The sequence below is a fragment of the Nitrospira moscoviensis genome (genome assembly GCF_001273775.1).
Lineage (GTDB): Bacteria > Nitrospirota > Nitrospiria > Nitrospirales > Nitrospiraceae > Nitrospira_D > Nitrospira_D moscoviensis.
On record NZ_CP011801.1, the window covers coordinates 1190939 to 1205282 of the forward strand.

Annotated in this window: 12 protein-coding genes; all 12 read left to right on the forward strand. The window is 62.7% G+C overall.

All coding sequences use genetic code 11. The features are described from left to right. Window positions 1-4 precede the first annotated feature (4 nt). The 12 genes from glnD (at window position 5) to NITMOv2_RS05940 (ending at window position 14332) form a co-directional block, all read left to right on the forward strand. A complete protein-coding gene (gene glnD / locus NITMOv2_RS05885) occupies window positions 5-2680 on the forward strand; it encodes a [protein-PII] uridylyltransferase (protein ID WP_053378988.1) in 2676 nt (891 codons plus the stop codon). Between the two features lie 50 nt (window positions 2681-2730). Next, a complete protein-coding gene (gene glnA, locus NITMOv2_RS05890; RefSeq protein WP_053378989.1) occupies window positions 2731-4140 on the forward strand; it encodes a type I glutamate--ammonia ligase in 1410 nt (469 codons plus the stop codon). Between the two features lie 304 nt (window positions 4141-4444). Next, window positions 4445-5767: a CmpA/NrtA family ABC transporter substrate-binding protein gene (locus NITMOv2_RS05895; RefSeq protein ID WP_420799891.1), complete on the forward strand. Its 1323-nt coding sequence runs from the start codon at window positions 4445-4447 to the stop codon at window positions 5765-5767. A gap of 23 nt (window positions 5768-5790) precedes the next feature. Then, on the forward strand, window positions 5791-6768 hold the full coding sequence (locus tag NITMOv2_RS05900) for an ABC transporter permease (RefSeq protein ID WP_053378990.1): 978 nt from the start codon (window positions 5791-5793) through the stop codon (window positions 6766-6768). Window positions 6769-6827: 59 nt separating this feature from the next. After that, window positions 6828-7670: an ABC transporter ATP-binding protein gene (locus NITMOv2_RS05905; RefSeq protein ID WP_053378991.1), complete on the forward strand. Its 843-nt coding sequence runs from the start codon at window positions 6828-6830 to the stop codon at window positions 7668-7670. 56 nt (window positions 7671-7726) lie between these two features. Beyond that, window positions 7727-8167: a cyanase gene (cynS, locus tag NITMOv2_RS05910; RefSeq protein ID WP_053378992.1), complete on the forward strand. Its 441-nt coding sequence runs from the start codon at window positions 7727-7729 to the stop codon at window positions 8165-8167. A 304-nt stretch (window positions 8168-8471) separates the two neighbouring features. After that, window positions 8472-9689: an ammonium transporter gene (locus NITMOv2_RS05915; protein WP_053382012.1), complete on the forward strand. Its 1218-nt coding sequence runs from the start codon at window positions 8472-8474 to the stop codon at window positions 9687-9689. 247 nt (window positions 9690-9936) lie between these two features. Next, the gene (locus tag NITMOv2_RS05920) at window positions 9937-10167 is read left to right on the forward strand and encodes a hypothetical protein (protein ID WP_053378993.1); all 231 of its coding nucleotides are present in this window, start codon (window positions 9937-9939) and stop codon (window positions 10165-10167) included. Between the two features lie 26 nt (window positions 10168-10193). Next, window positions 10194-11327 (forward strand): ammonium transporter, encoded by a 1134-nt coding sequence (locus NITMOv2_RS05925; RefSeq protein ID WP_053378994.1) that lies wholly within the window; start codon window positions 10194-10196, stop codon window positions 11325-11327. A gap of 3 nt (window positions 11328-11330) precedes the next feature. After that, a complete protein-coding gene (locus NITMOv2_RS05930) occupies window positions 11331-11777 on the forward strand; it encodes a QcrA and Rieske domain-containing protein (RefSeq protein WP_053378995.1) in 447 nt (148 codons plus the stop codon). Between the two features lie 55 nt (window positions 11778-11832). Beyond that, window positions 11833-12879, forward strand: a complete 1047-nt coding sequence (locus tag NITMOv2_RS05935; protein WP_053378996.1) for a cytochrome b — start codon at window positions 11833-11835, stop codon at window positions 12877-12879. Window positions 12880-12907: 28 nt separating this feature from the next. Then, on the forward strand, window positions 12908-14332 hold the full coding sequence (locus NITMOv2_RS05940; protein WP_053378997.1) for a multiheme c-type cytochrome: 1425 nt from the start codon (window positions 12908-12910) through the stop codon (window positions 14330-14332). Window positions 14333-14344 lie beyond the last annotated feature (12 nt).

Below are 14344 nucleotides of genomic sequence, written 5' to 3' on the forward strand. Positions count from 1 at the left end.
CTTTATGCCGGATCAACGGGCGGTGGCGTTGCATGACGCGGACGGCGCGACGGTGGGCGCCGTGCTGGCGGAGCAGCGGCAAGCCATCGCCCAGCGTTTGATGGAGGGCGCGTCGGGGACCGAGATCGTGGCGGCGCAGACGGACTTGGTGGACGGTTTGATCATCGGCCGCTATCGGAACGCCGCCCGGCAGGGCGACGAGGCGGTGATGTCGGCCGCGTTCCAACATTGTTGCCTGGTGGCGCTGGGCGGCTACGGCCGCCGGGAGATGGCGCCGTACTCCGATGTGGATCTCATGGTGCTGTACCGGCCGGAGGTCGCGAAGATCGTTCCGGAGTTCGTCCGGCAGGTGTTGCATCCATTGTGGGACGTGGGCTTTCAAGTGGGCCACAGTGTGCGGACTATCCAAGACTGCCTGAGCCTGGGGCTGACCGACGTCACGGTCCGCACCTCTATGATGGAAGCGCGATTCTTGACCGGCAACCCGCAGCTCTTTCAGGAGTTCCATTCGGCTTATCTCCGCAAAGTGGCGACCGCCGGGGTGGACAGGTATCTCGATCTGAAACTGAACGAGCGGCAGCGCGAGTACGAGAAGTTCGGCGAGACGGTCTATCTGCTCGAGCCGAACGTGAAGAAAAGCAAGGGCGGTCTCCGGGATCTCCACGTCCTGCAATGGGCGGGGCTGGCGCGCTATCAAGCCCCCACGATTCGGGAACTCTCGGACCGCGGCATCCTGTCGCGGCAGGATTATGTGACCGTCAGCGAGGCGCGCGAATTCCTGCTGCGCGTGCGCTCGCTGCTCCATGTCCATGCCGGCATGGCGCAGGAAATTTTGTCGTTCGACGAGCAGGTGTGGCTGGCCGAGCGGTTCGGGTTTCAGAATCGCCCGCATCTGCTGGCCGTCGAGCAGTTCATGCAACAGTATTATCGCCATACGGTGGGCTTGCACGAAGCGTCCGTCCGGTTCATCCGCCGCTGCCGGTCGCAATCGTGGTGGGCGAGAATCAAGAGCTGGCTGCCGGCTCCGGCGCTCGACACCCATTTCGTGTTGAACGGGGAGACGCTCACCGTGCCGGCCGAGGCGCGTCCGCGGGTGCTCGAAAGTCCGGCCCTGCTCATGCGGCTGTTCGACCTGGCCCGTTCCCGCCGGCTGTCGATCGATACGGCGTTGTTGGAGGACATTCACCGGCACGTGGAAGGACTGTCGGACCGGGGATTCCGCGATCCGGAGGTCAGCCGGACGTTCGTGCAGATCCTCGCCGGTCCGGGAACGGCCCAGACGTTGGAGGCGATGCATCGGGCGCACTTGCTGGAAAAAATCATCCCGGTGTTCGCCACCGTGCGCGGGCTGATGCAATTCAACCAGTACCACAAATACACGGTGGACGAGCACAGCCTGCTGGCGGTCGCCAAGGTCGAGGCCCTTAATCAGGATAACGGCGTGCTCGGCGACGTGTACCGCGAGATCAAGCGGAAGGATCTGCTGCACCTCGCCGTCCTCTTGCATGACTTGGGCAAGGGCCAGGAGGAAGACCACAGTGAGGCGGGCCGGCGCATCGCCGAGGAAGCCGCGGCCCGCTTGGGCTTCGATGAAGCGGACGGCCGCACGTTGACGTTTCTCGTGCACCGCCATCTGCTGATGGCTCACACGGCCTTCCGGCGCGATCCCAACGACGAACGCGTCGTGCTGCCTTTTGCCCGGGAAGTCGGCACCCCGGAAGTCTTGCGGAAGTTGCTGGCGCTGACGGCGGCCGATATCGCCGCCGTCGGCCCCGGCGTGCTCACGAAGTGGAAAGAATCGTTGCTGATCGAGCTGTATCTCCGGACGATTCAGGAAGTGTCGGGCGAACGGGAGGCCGCCGAAGCGCCGGAGCGGCTGAAGCGCATCGTCGCCGACGTGCTCGGGCAGCCGCCGCTGCGCGGCAATCCGGACGTGTCTCAGGAGTGGGTCGAAGCGCAGCTCGGGCAGTTCCCCTTGCGGTACGCGTACGGCACCGCGCCCAAGCGGATTGCCGCCCAGTTGGACGTGATCCGCCGGTTGTCTCCGGGAGACGTGCTGGTCAGCGCGGAATTCAACGCCTCGCTGGGAACCTGCGAGTACGCCGTCACGACGTTCAACGATCTCATCCCGGGCATCTTTTCGAAGTTGGCCGGCGTGATGGCCGCCAACGGTCTGCAGATTCTGGACGCGCAGATCATGACGCGGCAGGACGGCATCGTGGTCGATACGTTTCAGGTGACCGATCCCGATTATGCGGGCGCGCCGCCGGCCGACCGGTTGGAATCCGTCGGCGATATGATATGCGCCGTCTTGAAGGGCACGGAGCGGATCGAAGACGTGGTGCGCCGGGGTACGCGGTTGTCCGCGCCGCGGGTCTTGCCGGCCGCCAGGCAGGCGACGGAAGTGCGGATCGACAACGAAACCTCGGATCGGTACACCATCGTCGACGTCTTCGCGGACGATCGGCAAGGTCTGCTGTACGTGATCACCCACGCCATCTTCGCCCAGGGGCTGTCGGTTCACGCGGCCCGCATTTCCACCAGGCTGGACCAGGTGGCCGACGTGTTCTACGTGACCGATGCCGACGGGCGAAAAATCGAAGATCCCGCGCAGATCGAGCGCATCAGACAAGGCCTGCGGCAGCACATCGAGACGTTTTTGGGAGCCATCGCCGCGTAACCATTGACCCAGGATTCACCGTTGGTGTGTGAGCCTGAAAGGAGGAGGGGATGAACGTTCGGGAGGTTTTGGAATTCGCGAAGAAGAACAAGGTGCAGGTCGTCGATCTCAAGTTCGTGGACTTGATCGGCACCTGGCAGCATTTCAGCATTCCCGTGAGCGAGCTGACGGAGAATCTGTTCAAGGACGGGTCGGGGCTGGACGGCTCTTCCATCCGAGGCTGGAAGGCGATCAACAACAGCGACATGCTGGTGGTGCCGGACCCCGCGACCGCCTGCCTGGATCCCTTCTGCGCCGTGCCGACGTTGAGTCTCGTCGGCAACGTCATGGATCCGATCACCCGGGAGACCTACGATCGCGATCCCCGCTACATCGCCCAGAAGGCGGAAAAGTATTTGCAGAGCACCAAGCTCGGCGACATTTCCTACTGGGGGCCGGAAGCCGAGTTCTTCATCTTCGATCAGGCCCGCTACGACCAGACGAGCCACAGCGGGTACTACTTCATCGATTCGGAAGAAGGCGTGTGGAACATGGGGCAGGACGGCGTGAACCTGGGCGGCAAGATCCGCCACAAAGAAGGTTACTTCCCCGTGGCGCCGACCGACACCCAGCAGGACATCCGGACCGAGATGATTCTCGAGATGGAAAAGTGCGGCATCGAAATCGAAAAGCACCATCACGAGGTGGCGACAGCCGGGCAGGCCGAGATCGACATCCGGTTCGATTCGCTGGTCCGCACCGCCGACAAAATGATGATGTACAAGTACATCGTCAAGAACGTCGCGCGCCGCCACGGCAAGACCGTCACCTTCATGCCGAAGCCGATCTTCGGCGACAACGGCTCCGGTATGCATACGCACCAGAGCATTTGGAAGGACGGGAAGCCGCTCTTCGCCGGGAAAGAATACGCCGGTGTCTCGCAGCTCTGCCTCTACTATATCGGCGGCATCTTGAAGCACGCGCCGGCCCTCGCGGCCTTCACCAACCCGACGACCAACTCGTACAAGCGGCTCACGCCGGGCTTCGAAGCGCCGGTGTTGCTGGCCTATTCCAGCCGCAACCGGTCGGCCGGCATCCGCATCCCGATGTATTCGCCGAGCCCGAAGGCGAAGCGGATCGAGGTGCGCTTCCCCGATCCCGGCGCCAATCCGTATCTCGCCTTCTCCGCCATGCTGATGGCGGGATTGGACGGGATCGAAAACAAGATCAATCCGGGCGAGCCGGCCGAAAAGGACCTGTACGATCTCGAGCCCAAGGAAGCGGCCAAGATCCGGACGATGCCGGGCAGCCTGGACGAAGCCTTGCATAATCTGGAAAAAGATCACCAATTCCTGCTGAAGGGCGGGGTATTTTCAGAAGATCTGATCGAGGCCTGGATCAGCTACAAACGGACAAAGGAAGTGGACACGATGCGGCTGCGTCCGCATCCCTATGAGTTCTTCCTGTATTACGACGTCTAGATTTCCGGACCCCTCCGAAAGAAGTAGTTGACGAGCATCGGGGGGTCGTGCTACAAGGGCAAACTATGAGTTGAGCCGAGGCAACGGCGCCCCGGCGAGGCTCTCAGAAATAAGGCAACGGACAAAGGCGTCCGTCATTCTGGTACAGAGTGACGGGCGCCTTTTTATTTGGTCCGGAACGAACACAGCGTCCCGCATCGTGTGCAGGACGCTGGGCGGGACAACGGCGTCCCCATTTCCGAACAAGGGAATGGGGACGTTTTGTTTTTGGGGCCGGCGGCAGCTGGCGGAGGGGGACCAGAACATGGAGAACAAGACGTGGGCGGATCGAGCGGCCGGAGGGGCGGCGACGGACACGAGCCTCGGCTCGGAGGCGGCGATCGAGAAAGCGGTCGCGGAGTCGGTCGTACACGCGGTGATCGAAGGGGCCGGACCCTCACGGCGTCAATTTTTGGCGGCGCTCGGGGCGACGGCGTTGACGGCGCTCATCGCCGAGGTCTTTCCCTTCAAGGCGGCGACGGCGATGGCGGCGGATCCGGTGGGGAAACCCGAGAAGACGGACTTGAGCGTCGGCTTCATCCCCATCACATGCGCCACGCCGATCATCATGGCGGAGCCGTTGGGCTTTTATAAGAAGCACGGCCTGAATGCGTCGGTGAAGCGCGCGGCGGGCTGGGCCATGATCCGGGACTGGGCGATCAACGGCGAAGTGGACGCGGCCCATATGCTGACCCCGATGCCGCTCGCCATCACGCTGGGAGCCGGCTCGGTCCCCAAGCCCTTCTACATGCCGGCCGTCGAGAACATCAACGGCCAGGCGATCACGCTGCACATCAAGCACAAGGGCGTGAAATCGGCGGCGGACATGAAGGGGTTCCGCTTCTGCGTGCCGTTCGATTTCTCCATGCACAACTATCTGCTGCGCTATTTTCTCGCGGAAGGGGGCGTGCATCCGGATAAGGACGTGCAAATTCGTGTCGTGCCTCCGCCGGAAATGGTGGCTAATCTGAAAGCGGGCAACGTGGACGGCTATCTGGCGCCGGACCCGTTCAACCAACGGGCGGTGTACGAAAACGTGGGCTTCATCTACAAGCTTTCGAAAGAGATCTGGGACCGGCATCCCTGCTGCGCCTTTACCGTGTCGCAGGACTTCGCCACGAAGTATCCAAATACGTTCGCGGCGCTATTCCGCGCGATCGTCGACGCCACGCACTATGCGTCGAATCCCGCGCACCGCAAGGAAATCGCCGCCGCGATCGCGCCGACCAATTACTTGAATCAGCCGGTCACGGTTCTGGAACAGGTCCTGACCGGCACCTATGCGGACGGGCTCGGGGCGATCAAGAAGGAGCCGAGCCGGATCGACTTCGATCCCTATCCTTGGCACTCGATGGCCGTCTGGATCCTCACGCAGATGAAGCGTTGGGGGCATGTGAAGGGCGACGTGAACTACAAGGCGGTGGCCGAGCAGGTCTATCGCGCCGCCGATTGCGACCGGATCGCCAAAGAGCTCGGCTATCCCACGCATGCGGGCACGATGGCGAAACACGTGATCATGGGACGGGAATTTGATCCGCATCAGCCGGACGCCTATGTGAAGAGCTTTCCCATCCACAGTATGGCGTAACACCAGGAAGGAGAGAGGCAGAGATGCTCGTGAATACGACCGTCCCGGGAAGAGCCGAGATCGAGATCCCGGCGGAGACCCGCGGGACACCCAGCAAGGAGAAGACGCGCACCATGGCCGGACAGAGGGGGGGCAATCCCTGGTTGATCACGGGATTTCTGTTGGTTGTGTTTCTCGCGGGATGGCAGTTGGCCACGCTGCGGACGGCGTTCGACCCGAAGGGGCTGACCGACGAGCAACTCCAGCTCATGGAGTTCAACGGCGACATCGTGCGCGAGGCGGACGGCACGTACCGGTGGAATCCGGAGAAAGAGAAGGTCCAAGGGATCCCCGGCCCGCTCGCCGTGCTCGACAAGGCCCGCGTCGAGCTGAGCGAGGCCTTTGTGAAAAAAGGCACCAATGACCATGGGATCGGCTTCCTGGTGTTCTACACCGTCGCGCGGTTCGGCGCCGGCTTTCTGGCCGCATCGGTGGTGGCGATCATCGTGGGAGTCCTGTTGGGCTTGAACAAGGTGCTGTTTCGAGCCGTGAATCCGTTCATCCAAATTTTGAAGCCGATTTCGCCGCTGGCTTGGATGCCGCTGCTGCTCTACACGGTGAAAGATCCGAAGTGGACCGCCATCCTGGTGGTGTTCATGGCCGCGCTGTGGCCGACGCTGGCGACCACGGCGTTCGGGGTGAACGGACTGCGCAAGGACTATCTGCATGTCGCGGCGATCTTGCAGCTGTCCTGGTTCAAGCGGCTCTTCACCGTCATTCTTCCGGGGGCCGCCCCTACGATCGTCAACGGCTTGCGGATCTCGTTCGGCAGCGCGCTGGTGGCGGTGGTGCCGGCGGAAATGCTGCTCGGGGAACTGGGCGTCGGGTATTTGAGCTGGATCGAGTGGAACAACCTGGACATTTCCGGCGTGATCTTCGCCATCCTGGTGGTCGGGGCGGTCGGCGTCATCCTGGATTCGGGATTCAACAAACTGGCGGGGTTGGTGACGTATCAGGACTGAGCGATGAAGCCAAGTCGTCAGCGATCTGACAGCTGATAGCCATCTTCAAGGAGTCATCCATGGCCTTTTTGCAAATCGACAATGTCAGCAAATACTTTCCCAATCCCTCCGGCGATGGACGGGTGTGCGTCTTCAAGGACGTCACGATCAAGATCGAAAAGGGAGAGTTCGTGACGGTCATCGGCCATTCCGGGTGCGGGAAGAGCACCTTGCTGAACATCATCGCCGGGCTCGATACGGCCTCCGAAGGAGGGGTGCTGCTCGGGGGGCGCGAGGTGTCCGGTCCTGGGTTGGACCGCATGGTGGTCTTCCAGAACTTTTCCCTCATGCCGTGGATGACAGTATTCGAGAACATCGCGCTGGCCGTGCGGTCCGCCTATCCGAACTGGGACGCGTCTCAGGTGACGGCGCATGTGAACAAGTACATCGCCCTGGTGGGATTGAAGGGGGCGGAAGGCAAACGCCCGACGGCCTTGTCCGGCGGCATGAAACAGCGGGTCGGGCTGGCGCGCGCGGTTTCCATCGAACCCAAAGTCTTGTTGCTCGACGAGCCCTTTGCCCAAATCGACGCCCTGACCCGCGGCGTGATTCAGGAAGAGCTGATCCAGATGTGGAACACGTCGAAGAACACGGTCTTTATGGTGACGCACGACGTGGACGAAGCCATCTTGTTGTCGGACCGGATTCTCTTGATGACCAACGGGCCGTCCGCCCGGATCGGCGAAATGGTGGACGTGACGATTCCGCGGCCGCGATCGCGGGAGACGGTCATCGAGCATCCGCACTACTACAAGATCAGGAACCATGTGATTCATTTCTTGGTTCGGCATGCGAGTCATGCCGTTGGAGCTGGATCGGCAGACGGGCATTCCGTCGACGCGCCGGTCCTGGTGCGGTTCTAGTCGCCGCCGTTCCCGAGGCCGGGCCGGCGCTATCGTAGAAGAAGGAGGAGCTCGCGATGGACAAAGAAACGGTGCGAACAGCGGTGAAGGCCAAGCGGTTGAAGAAGAACATCACGATCGCGGACGTCGCCAAGGTCGTCGGAAAGAATCCCACATTTGTGGCGGCCGCGCTGAACGGCAACCATCGGTTCACGCCGGACGAGGCCAAGAAGGTGGGGGCTCTGTTGGAGTTGGATGGTCCGACGACCGAAGCGCTGAGCAAGTTTCCCGTGCGGGCGGACTATCCGAATACGACGGATCCGTTCAAGTATCGCCTGCTGGAGATCATCGGCGTGTACGGAGATTCCCTGCGCGAACAGGCGAACGAAATGTTCGGTGACGGCATCATGAGCGCGATCGATTTCTCCCTCGACATGGAAAAGGTCACGGGCAGTCAAGGCGAAGCCCGCTGCAAGATCACGCTGAACGGGAAGTGGCTGGAGTACAAGACGTTTTGAGCGGCCGCGCCGAGGAAGGCGCAGCGCTGCGGCATCACCAAACAGCCGAGTTGAACTGAGACGACGGAGTCCTCAGGGCAGCTCCGACAATCAGGCGCACGGACAAAGGCGTCCGTCATTCTCAACACGATGAGTGACGGGCGCCTTTCTGTTTTTGTGTCGCGGGGAGGACTCGGAAAGCCGGGTCGGAAAGGAAGACGTGACGGTGGCGTGGGGCCAAACAATCGGAAGAGCGCTCGTGCTCGTGTGCCTGGGAGAGTCGATGGCTCGGGCGCAAGAGGCCGTTGTGCCCGCCCGGGCCACGATCGATGGAGCCGATACGGCCTGGGTGCTGGTGTCTTCGGCGCTGGTGCTGGCCATGATCGTGCCGGGCCTCGCGCTGTTTTACGGAGGGCTGGTGCGCAGCAAGAACGTGCTCGGCACCATCATGCACAGTCTGGTGATCCTCTGCCTGGTGAGCCTCCTGTGGGTGCTGGCCGGCTACAGCCTGGCATTTGGTCCTGACACCGGCGGAATGATCGGTGGGCTCGACTGGGTAGGATTGGAAGGGGTGGGGACGGCGCCCCACGCGACCTACGGCCCGACGATTCCCCATCAGGCCTTCATGGTCTTCCAACTGATGTTTGCGGCGGTCACGCCCGCCTTGATCACCGGCGCCTTCGCGGAGCGCATGAAGTTCGGCGCGCTGATGTTGTTCGCCGGCCTGTGGTCGCTGTGGGTGTATGCCCCGATCGCCCATTGGCTGTGGGGCGGAGGCTGGCTGGCGGGCCTGGGAGCGTTGGATTTTGCGGGCGGCGCCGTCGTGCATCTCAGTTCGGGGGTCAGCGCCTTGGTGTGCGCGCTGGTGCTGGGGACGCGCCATGGCTATGGGACGGATTATATGGCGCCCCACAATCTGCCGATGACGCTCTTAGGGACGGGCCTGCTCTGGTTCGGCTGGTTCGGGTTCAATGCCGGCAGCGCGCTGGGAGCCAACGAAGTGGCGGTCGTGGCCGTGGTCGCAACCCATACGGCCGCCGTATCGGGCGCTCTCATGTGGCTGGCCGTGGAATGGATTCATCGGGGAACGCCGACAGTGCTCGGTGTCGCGAGCGGCGCCGTGGCCGGGTTGGCGACCGTGACGCCCGCGGCCGGCTACATCGGACCGTTTTCGGCGCTGGTGATCGGATTGATGGCCGGCGGCCTGTCGTACGCGGCCATCATCTCGAAGGGAAAGTTCGGGTATGACGACTCGCTGGATGTCGTGGGGATTCACGGCGTCGGGGGCGTGGTGGGGCTGTTGGCCGTGGGATTCTTCGCGTCAAAGGCGGTTAACTCCTCCGGGGCCGACGGCTTGTTCTTCGGGAGCGCGGGCCTGCTTGGCGCACAGGCGCTCACCGTCGCCGCGGTCGGCTTGTTCTCCGCCGGCATGACATTCGTGATTCTCAAGGTCGTCGATCGCACCGTCGGTCTGCGGGTGACGGCGGAAGAGGAATCGATGGGGTTGGATCTCAGCCAACACAACGAACGGGCCTATTCCTGATGCTGAAACAGACCCTTCAGCTGCGTTCTCGGTCGCGTGCCTCCCTGCGACGTACCGCAAGGGTACGTCTCAGTCGTCCCGCTCCCTGCGGCCTTGCTGAAGGGCTGTTTGAGCATCAGTGGGCAGGACACGGACAAGAGAGGTACCGCCTGCGGCCTTGCCGAGGAAGGGCGCGTCTCGGCGCGCCGGGGTGGGCGGGTGAGAAAGACGGCGTTTTGAGCGTCATGTTGGAAGGAAGGAGGAAGTCATGCAGATGCGATTGGACAAAGGGAATGACGCGTCGGCGGTGGAGCATCGGCTGCTTGGAATTTTGCGCGAGGAAGGTCCGCAAACGCTGGAAACGCTCTGCGCGCTTCCCGGATCGAGTTGGGCGGAGGTGCTGTTGGCGGTCGATCGGTTGAGCCGCACCGGCGCCGTGGCGATCGGCCAACTGGCGCGATGTGAATACCAAGTATCGTTGAACGGGCCGGCCGTATGACATCGGAGGGTGAGCACATTTTATGGATGCTGATCTCGACGGTCTTGTTATGGCTGACTGTGCCCGGCGCTGCGTTGTTTTACGGCGGAATGGTCCGCAGGAAAAACGTGCTCAACACCATCGGGCTTCCGCTGAGCGCTTTGATGATCGTGTCGATCGAGTGGCTTCTGCTCGGCGAGGCCGTGTCCGGCGCATCGGCGCGCCGCGCCGCCTTGCCGTCGAGCCCGGCTCAGCTCGGCTTGATCTACGATGCGCTGACCGCTTCGCTGGCGCTGATGCTGGTGACCGGAGCGATCGTGGAGCGAACCAGGTTTTCGTTTTTTCTCGTATTCGGATTCCTGTGGGCGGCCCTCGTCTACGGGCCGTTGGCGCGTTGGATGGCGAGCGGATGGCTGGCGAATCTGGGATGCCTCGATTTCGCCGGGGGCGCCGCGATCCATATCAACGCGGGGGTCAGCGCCCTGGTGGCGGCGATCGTGATCGGCCCCCGCAGAGGGTATGGAAGGATCGAAATGATGCCGAACCACCTACCGCTCTCCTTCTGCGGGGCGGCCCTGCTGTGGGTCGGCTGGTTCGGGTTTGCGGCCGGTCCCGCCCGGGCGCCGATGACCACGGTCACCGGCGCGTTCGTGGCGATCCAGATGTCCGCGGCGGCTGCAGGCTTGACCTGGATGGCGGCGGAATGGCTCCAGCGGGACAAGCCCACGACCTTGGGGACCGTGAGCGGAGCCGTGGCGGGGTTGGTGGCGATCGCTCCGGCCGCCGGCTACGTCAGCCCGCTTTCGGCGATCGTGATCGGCATCGGAGCGGGCGGGTTTTGTTACATGGTCGTGAACTACGTCAAGCTCATCGTGGGCTATGACGATTCGCTCGACGTCTTCGGGATGCACGGAGTCGGAGGGACCTGGGGCCTCGTGGCGACGGGCCTGTTCGCCTCGACGGGGGTGAACCAGGACGGGAACGACGGGCTGTTTTACGGCTATCCGTATCAGTTCTTCGCCCAACTGGTCGCCGCCTGCGCGGCGTGGTTCCTGTCCGGCGCGATGACCTGGCTGCTGCTCAAAGGGCTGATGCTGGTCATGTCGCCGCGCGTCGATGAAGAAGCCGAAATCGTGGGCATGGATCTGACGCAGCATCGGGAAAAAGCCTACACGGGGTGAACGATGGCCGTGATTCATGATGATGTCGGGCGGCGCCGCTTCTTGAGCCAGGCGGTGATGGGATTGGGAGTGCTGTTCGGTCTCGGCACGCTGGGGCTTCGCTTCCTCCAGTTTTTAGTGCCGCCGCGTCGCGAGAGGCAGGCGGAAGCCGTCCTGATCGGCGCCGAATCGCGGATTCAGCTCGGGGATGCCGTCTCCATGGACTTGGGCGGCCACAAGATCCTGGTCCTCAAGACCGAGCAGGGCGTGGCGGCGTTTTCCAGGCGCTGCACGGATCTGGGATGCCTGGTGTCCTGGAGCAAAGAGCGGGAACAGTTTCTGTGCCCCTGTCACCAAGGCGTCTATGACAAGACCGGTCTGAATATCGCCGGCCCTCCCCCGCGGCCGTTGGACCGGTTCGAGATCGTCAAGCGGGGTGAGCAGCTCTACGTGAACATCGACAGGGCGTAGCGATCGGCTTTCTGCCGTCAGCCATCGCAAGAAGCTGAAAGCTTGGAGGGAGGAGATGAGCACACCGGGGACCGAAGCCGTACAGATCCAAGCCGGAGAGACAGGCCCGGCGGCGAAAGAGAAAAGCTGGATCGATTACATCCAGAAAGACTTGCCCGAGCATCTCGAATGGTGGCCGTACACGCTGGGCGCGATCCCGCTCACGCTGTTCGGGCTGTTGGTGGCCACTGGCCTCCTGCTCACGTTCTATTACGTCCCGTCGCCGGAGAAAGCCTATGAGAGCGTCGATCAGATCACCAACGAGATCTATCTCGGCTGGTTCGTGCGCGGGGTGCACAAGACGTCCGTGGATCTCATGATCCTGTTCGTGCTGTTCCACGTCATCCGGGTCTTTCTCACGCGCGCCTATCGGACGCCCGGGGAATTGAAATGGGTCAGCGGCTCGATCGTGCTGTTCGTCACGCTGGCGATGGGATTTACCGGGTACTCCCTCGTGTACGACAACGTGTCCTATTGGGGCATGACGGTGGTGACCAGCATGATCGGGAGCCTGCCGATCGTGGGAACGCCGCTGCTGTATTTGTTGCGGGGAGGGGAAGAGGTCTCGGGCGTGACGTTGCTGCGGCTGTACGATCTGCACACGAAGCTGTTGCCGGTGCTGCTGGGCGGGCTGGTGGTCGGCCATGTCCTGATCGTCCGGCTCCTGGGTTTCGCAGAAGTCCCGGGCAGCCGCCGCTTTCATCCGTTCTATCCGGAACACACGTTGAAGATGGGAGCCATCGCGGCCGGACTGGTGGTCTTGATCGTCGATCTCGTCATGATCTTCCCGCCGCTCCTCGGTCCGCCGGCGAACCCGCTGGAGGTGGCGTCCGATGTCTCGCCTCCCTGGTATTTTTCCGCCTCCTACATGTGGATCTCGCTGCTGCCCGGGCCGGTGGCCATCTGGAGTCTGCTGGGAGGAGCCGGGCTGTTTGTGGTGTATCCCTTCGTCGATCGGGCGCTGACTGAGCGGGGCTGGCCGATGGGGATCATCAATGCGGTCGTCGCCACCGCGGTCGTCCTGGCCATGGTGGCGCTCATGCTGCTCGACGCGCGCACCTGAACCACCTGAGAACTAGAGGAGAAGGACAATGGATGACACCCGAACCGACCATGCCGATCCCGAGCCGGGAGCGCCGCATGCAGCCGACGGCCGCGTGAATTTCTCCCGCTACATGATCGGCGGCCTCTGCCTCGTGTTGTTTCTCGCCCTGACGGGGGTGGGCTACATTCAGGTCGAAGAGCGGCGGGAGGGCGGCCTCAGGCCGTTCATCTCCGCCGAGAATAAACGGTGCATCGACTGCCATCTGGCGAAGGATGTCTCGGTGGGGGGAATCAACGACTGGAAGAACAGCCGCCATGCGCCCAAAGGCATCGGCTGCGTCGAGTGTCACCGGGCGGAGGCCGGTGACGCCGACGCCTACGATCACGAGGGGTTCCTGGTGTCGACTTTGGTCACACCGAAGGACTGCATGCGCTGCCACGACAAGGAAGCGCAGCAGTTCGGCCAGTCGCACCATGCGAAGGCGGCGCAGTTTATCGGATCGCTCGACAACTTCCTCGGGAACGTGGTGGAAGGCCCTGAGGTCGGCACCACGGGGTGCGCCGGCTGCCACGGCAGCGTGGTGAAGGTGATGGAAAACGGTAAGCTGCATCCCTCCACCTGGCCGAATTCCGGCATCGGGCGGGTGAATCCCGACGGCTCCAAAGGCACCTGCTCCGCCTGCCACGCGCGCCATGGGTTTTCCGTCGCGCAGGCCCGCCAGCCGGAAAGCTGCGGGCGCTGCCACATGGGACCGGATCACCCGCAGATCGAAGCCTATTATGAAAGCAAGCACGGGGTCATGTTCACGGCCAACAAAGAGAAGATGAAGCTGGCGCATCCCAAGGAGAAGTGGCTGCCGGGCAAAGATTACCTCTTTCCCACCTGCGCCACCTGTCATATGGGAGCCACGGGAACGCAGGAGGTGACGCACGACGTAGGCGATCGCATTAGTTGGACGCTGCGCCCCGTGGTCTCGACCCGGCTTGAAAACCATGAGGCTCGGCGAAAAGCCATGACGCAGGTCTGCCTGGCCTGCCACAGCGGCGAAATCGTGGACCGGTTCTTCACGCAGATGGACCGGGGGATCGACCTCTATAACGACAAATTCGGCAAGCCCGCGAAGGCGGCGATGGACCGGCTCAAGGAGATGGGGAAGATCACGCCGACGCCGTTCGACGAGGAGATCGAATGGATCTTCTACGAGCTCTGGCACCATGAGGGCCGGCGGGCCCGCCACGGCCTCTCGAAGATGGCGCCAGATTATGTCCATTGGCAGGGCTTCTACGAAGTGGCGAAGCACTTCTATACCAAGTTTCTGCCGAAGGTCCGGGACCTCTCACCGGCTGTGGCGAAGGACTTACTGCAGCAGGAGACCCACCGGTGGATCGAGAAAGGCATGACGAAGGAAGAGATCGCCCAGATGCTGGAGTTTTACGACAAGGAAATGCAGGGCAAACGCGGAGGGTCCTAATGGAAAGGGGCG

What these genes read in the sequence shown, in the direction of transcription:
- glnD (WP_053378988.1), top strand. Translation starts at nt 5, where the DNA reads ATGCCGGATCAACGGGCGGTGGCGTTGCATGACGCGGACGGCGCGACG.
- glnA (WP_053378989.1), top strand. Translation starts at nt 2,731, where the DNA reads ATGAACGTTCGGGAGGTTTTGGAATTCGCGAAGAAGAACAAGGTGCAG.
- NITMOv2_RS05895 (WP_420799891.1), top strand. Translation starts at nt 4,445, where the DNA reads ATGGAGAACAAGACGTGGGCGGATCGAGCGGCCGGAGGGGCGGCGACG.
- NITMOv2_RS05900 (WP_053378990.1), top strand. Translation starts at nt 5,791, where the DNA reads ATGCTCGTGAATACGACCGTCCCGGGAAGAGCCGAGATCGAGATCCCG.
- NITMOv2_RS05905 (WP_053378991.1), top strand. Translation starts at nt 6,828, where the DNA reads ATGGCCTTTTTGCAAATCGACAATGTCAGCAAATACTTTCCCAATCCC.
- cynS (WP_053378992.1), top strand. Translation starts at nt 7,727, where the DNA reads ATGGACAAAGAAACGGTGCGAACAGCGGTGAAGGCCAAGCGGTTGAAG.
- NITMOv2_RS05920 (WP_053378993.1), top strand. Translation starts at nt 9,937, where the DNA reads ATGCAGATGCGATTGGACAAAGGGAATGACGCGTCGGCGGTGGAGCAT.
- NITMOv2_RS05925 (WP_053378994.1), top strand. Translation starts at nt 10,194, where the DNA reads ATGCTGATCTCGACGGTCTTGTTATGGCTGACTGTGCCCGGCGCTGCG.
- NITMOv2_RS05930 (WP_053378995.1), top strand. Translation starts at nt 11,331, where the DNA reads ATGGCCGTGATTCATGATGATGTCGGGCGGCGCCGCTTCTTGAGCCAG.
- NITMOv2_RS05935 (WP_053378996.1), top strand. Translation starts at nt 11,833, where the DNA reads ATGAGCACACCGGGGACCGAAGCCGTACAGATCCAAGCCGGAGAGACA.
- NITMOv2_RS05940 (WP_053378997.1), top strand. Translation starts at nt 12,908, where the DNA reads ATGGATGACACCCGAACCGACCATGCCGATCCCGAGCCGGGAGCGCCG.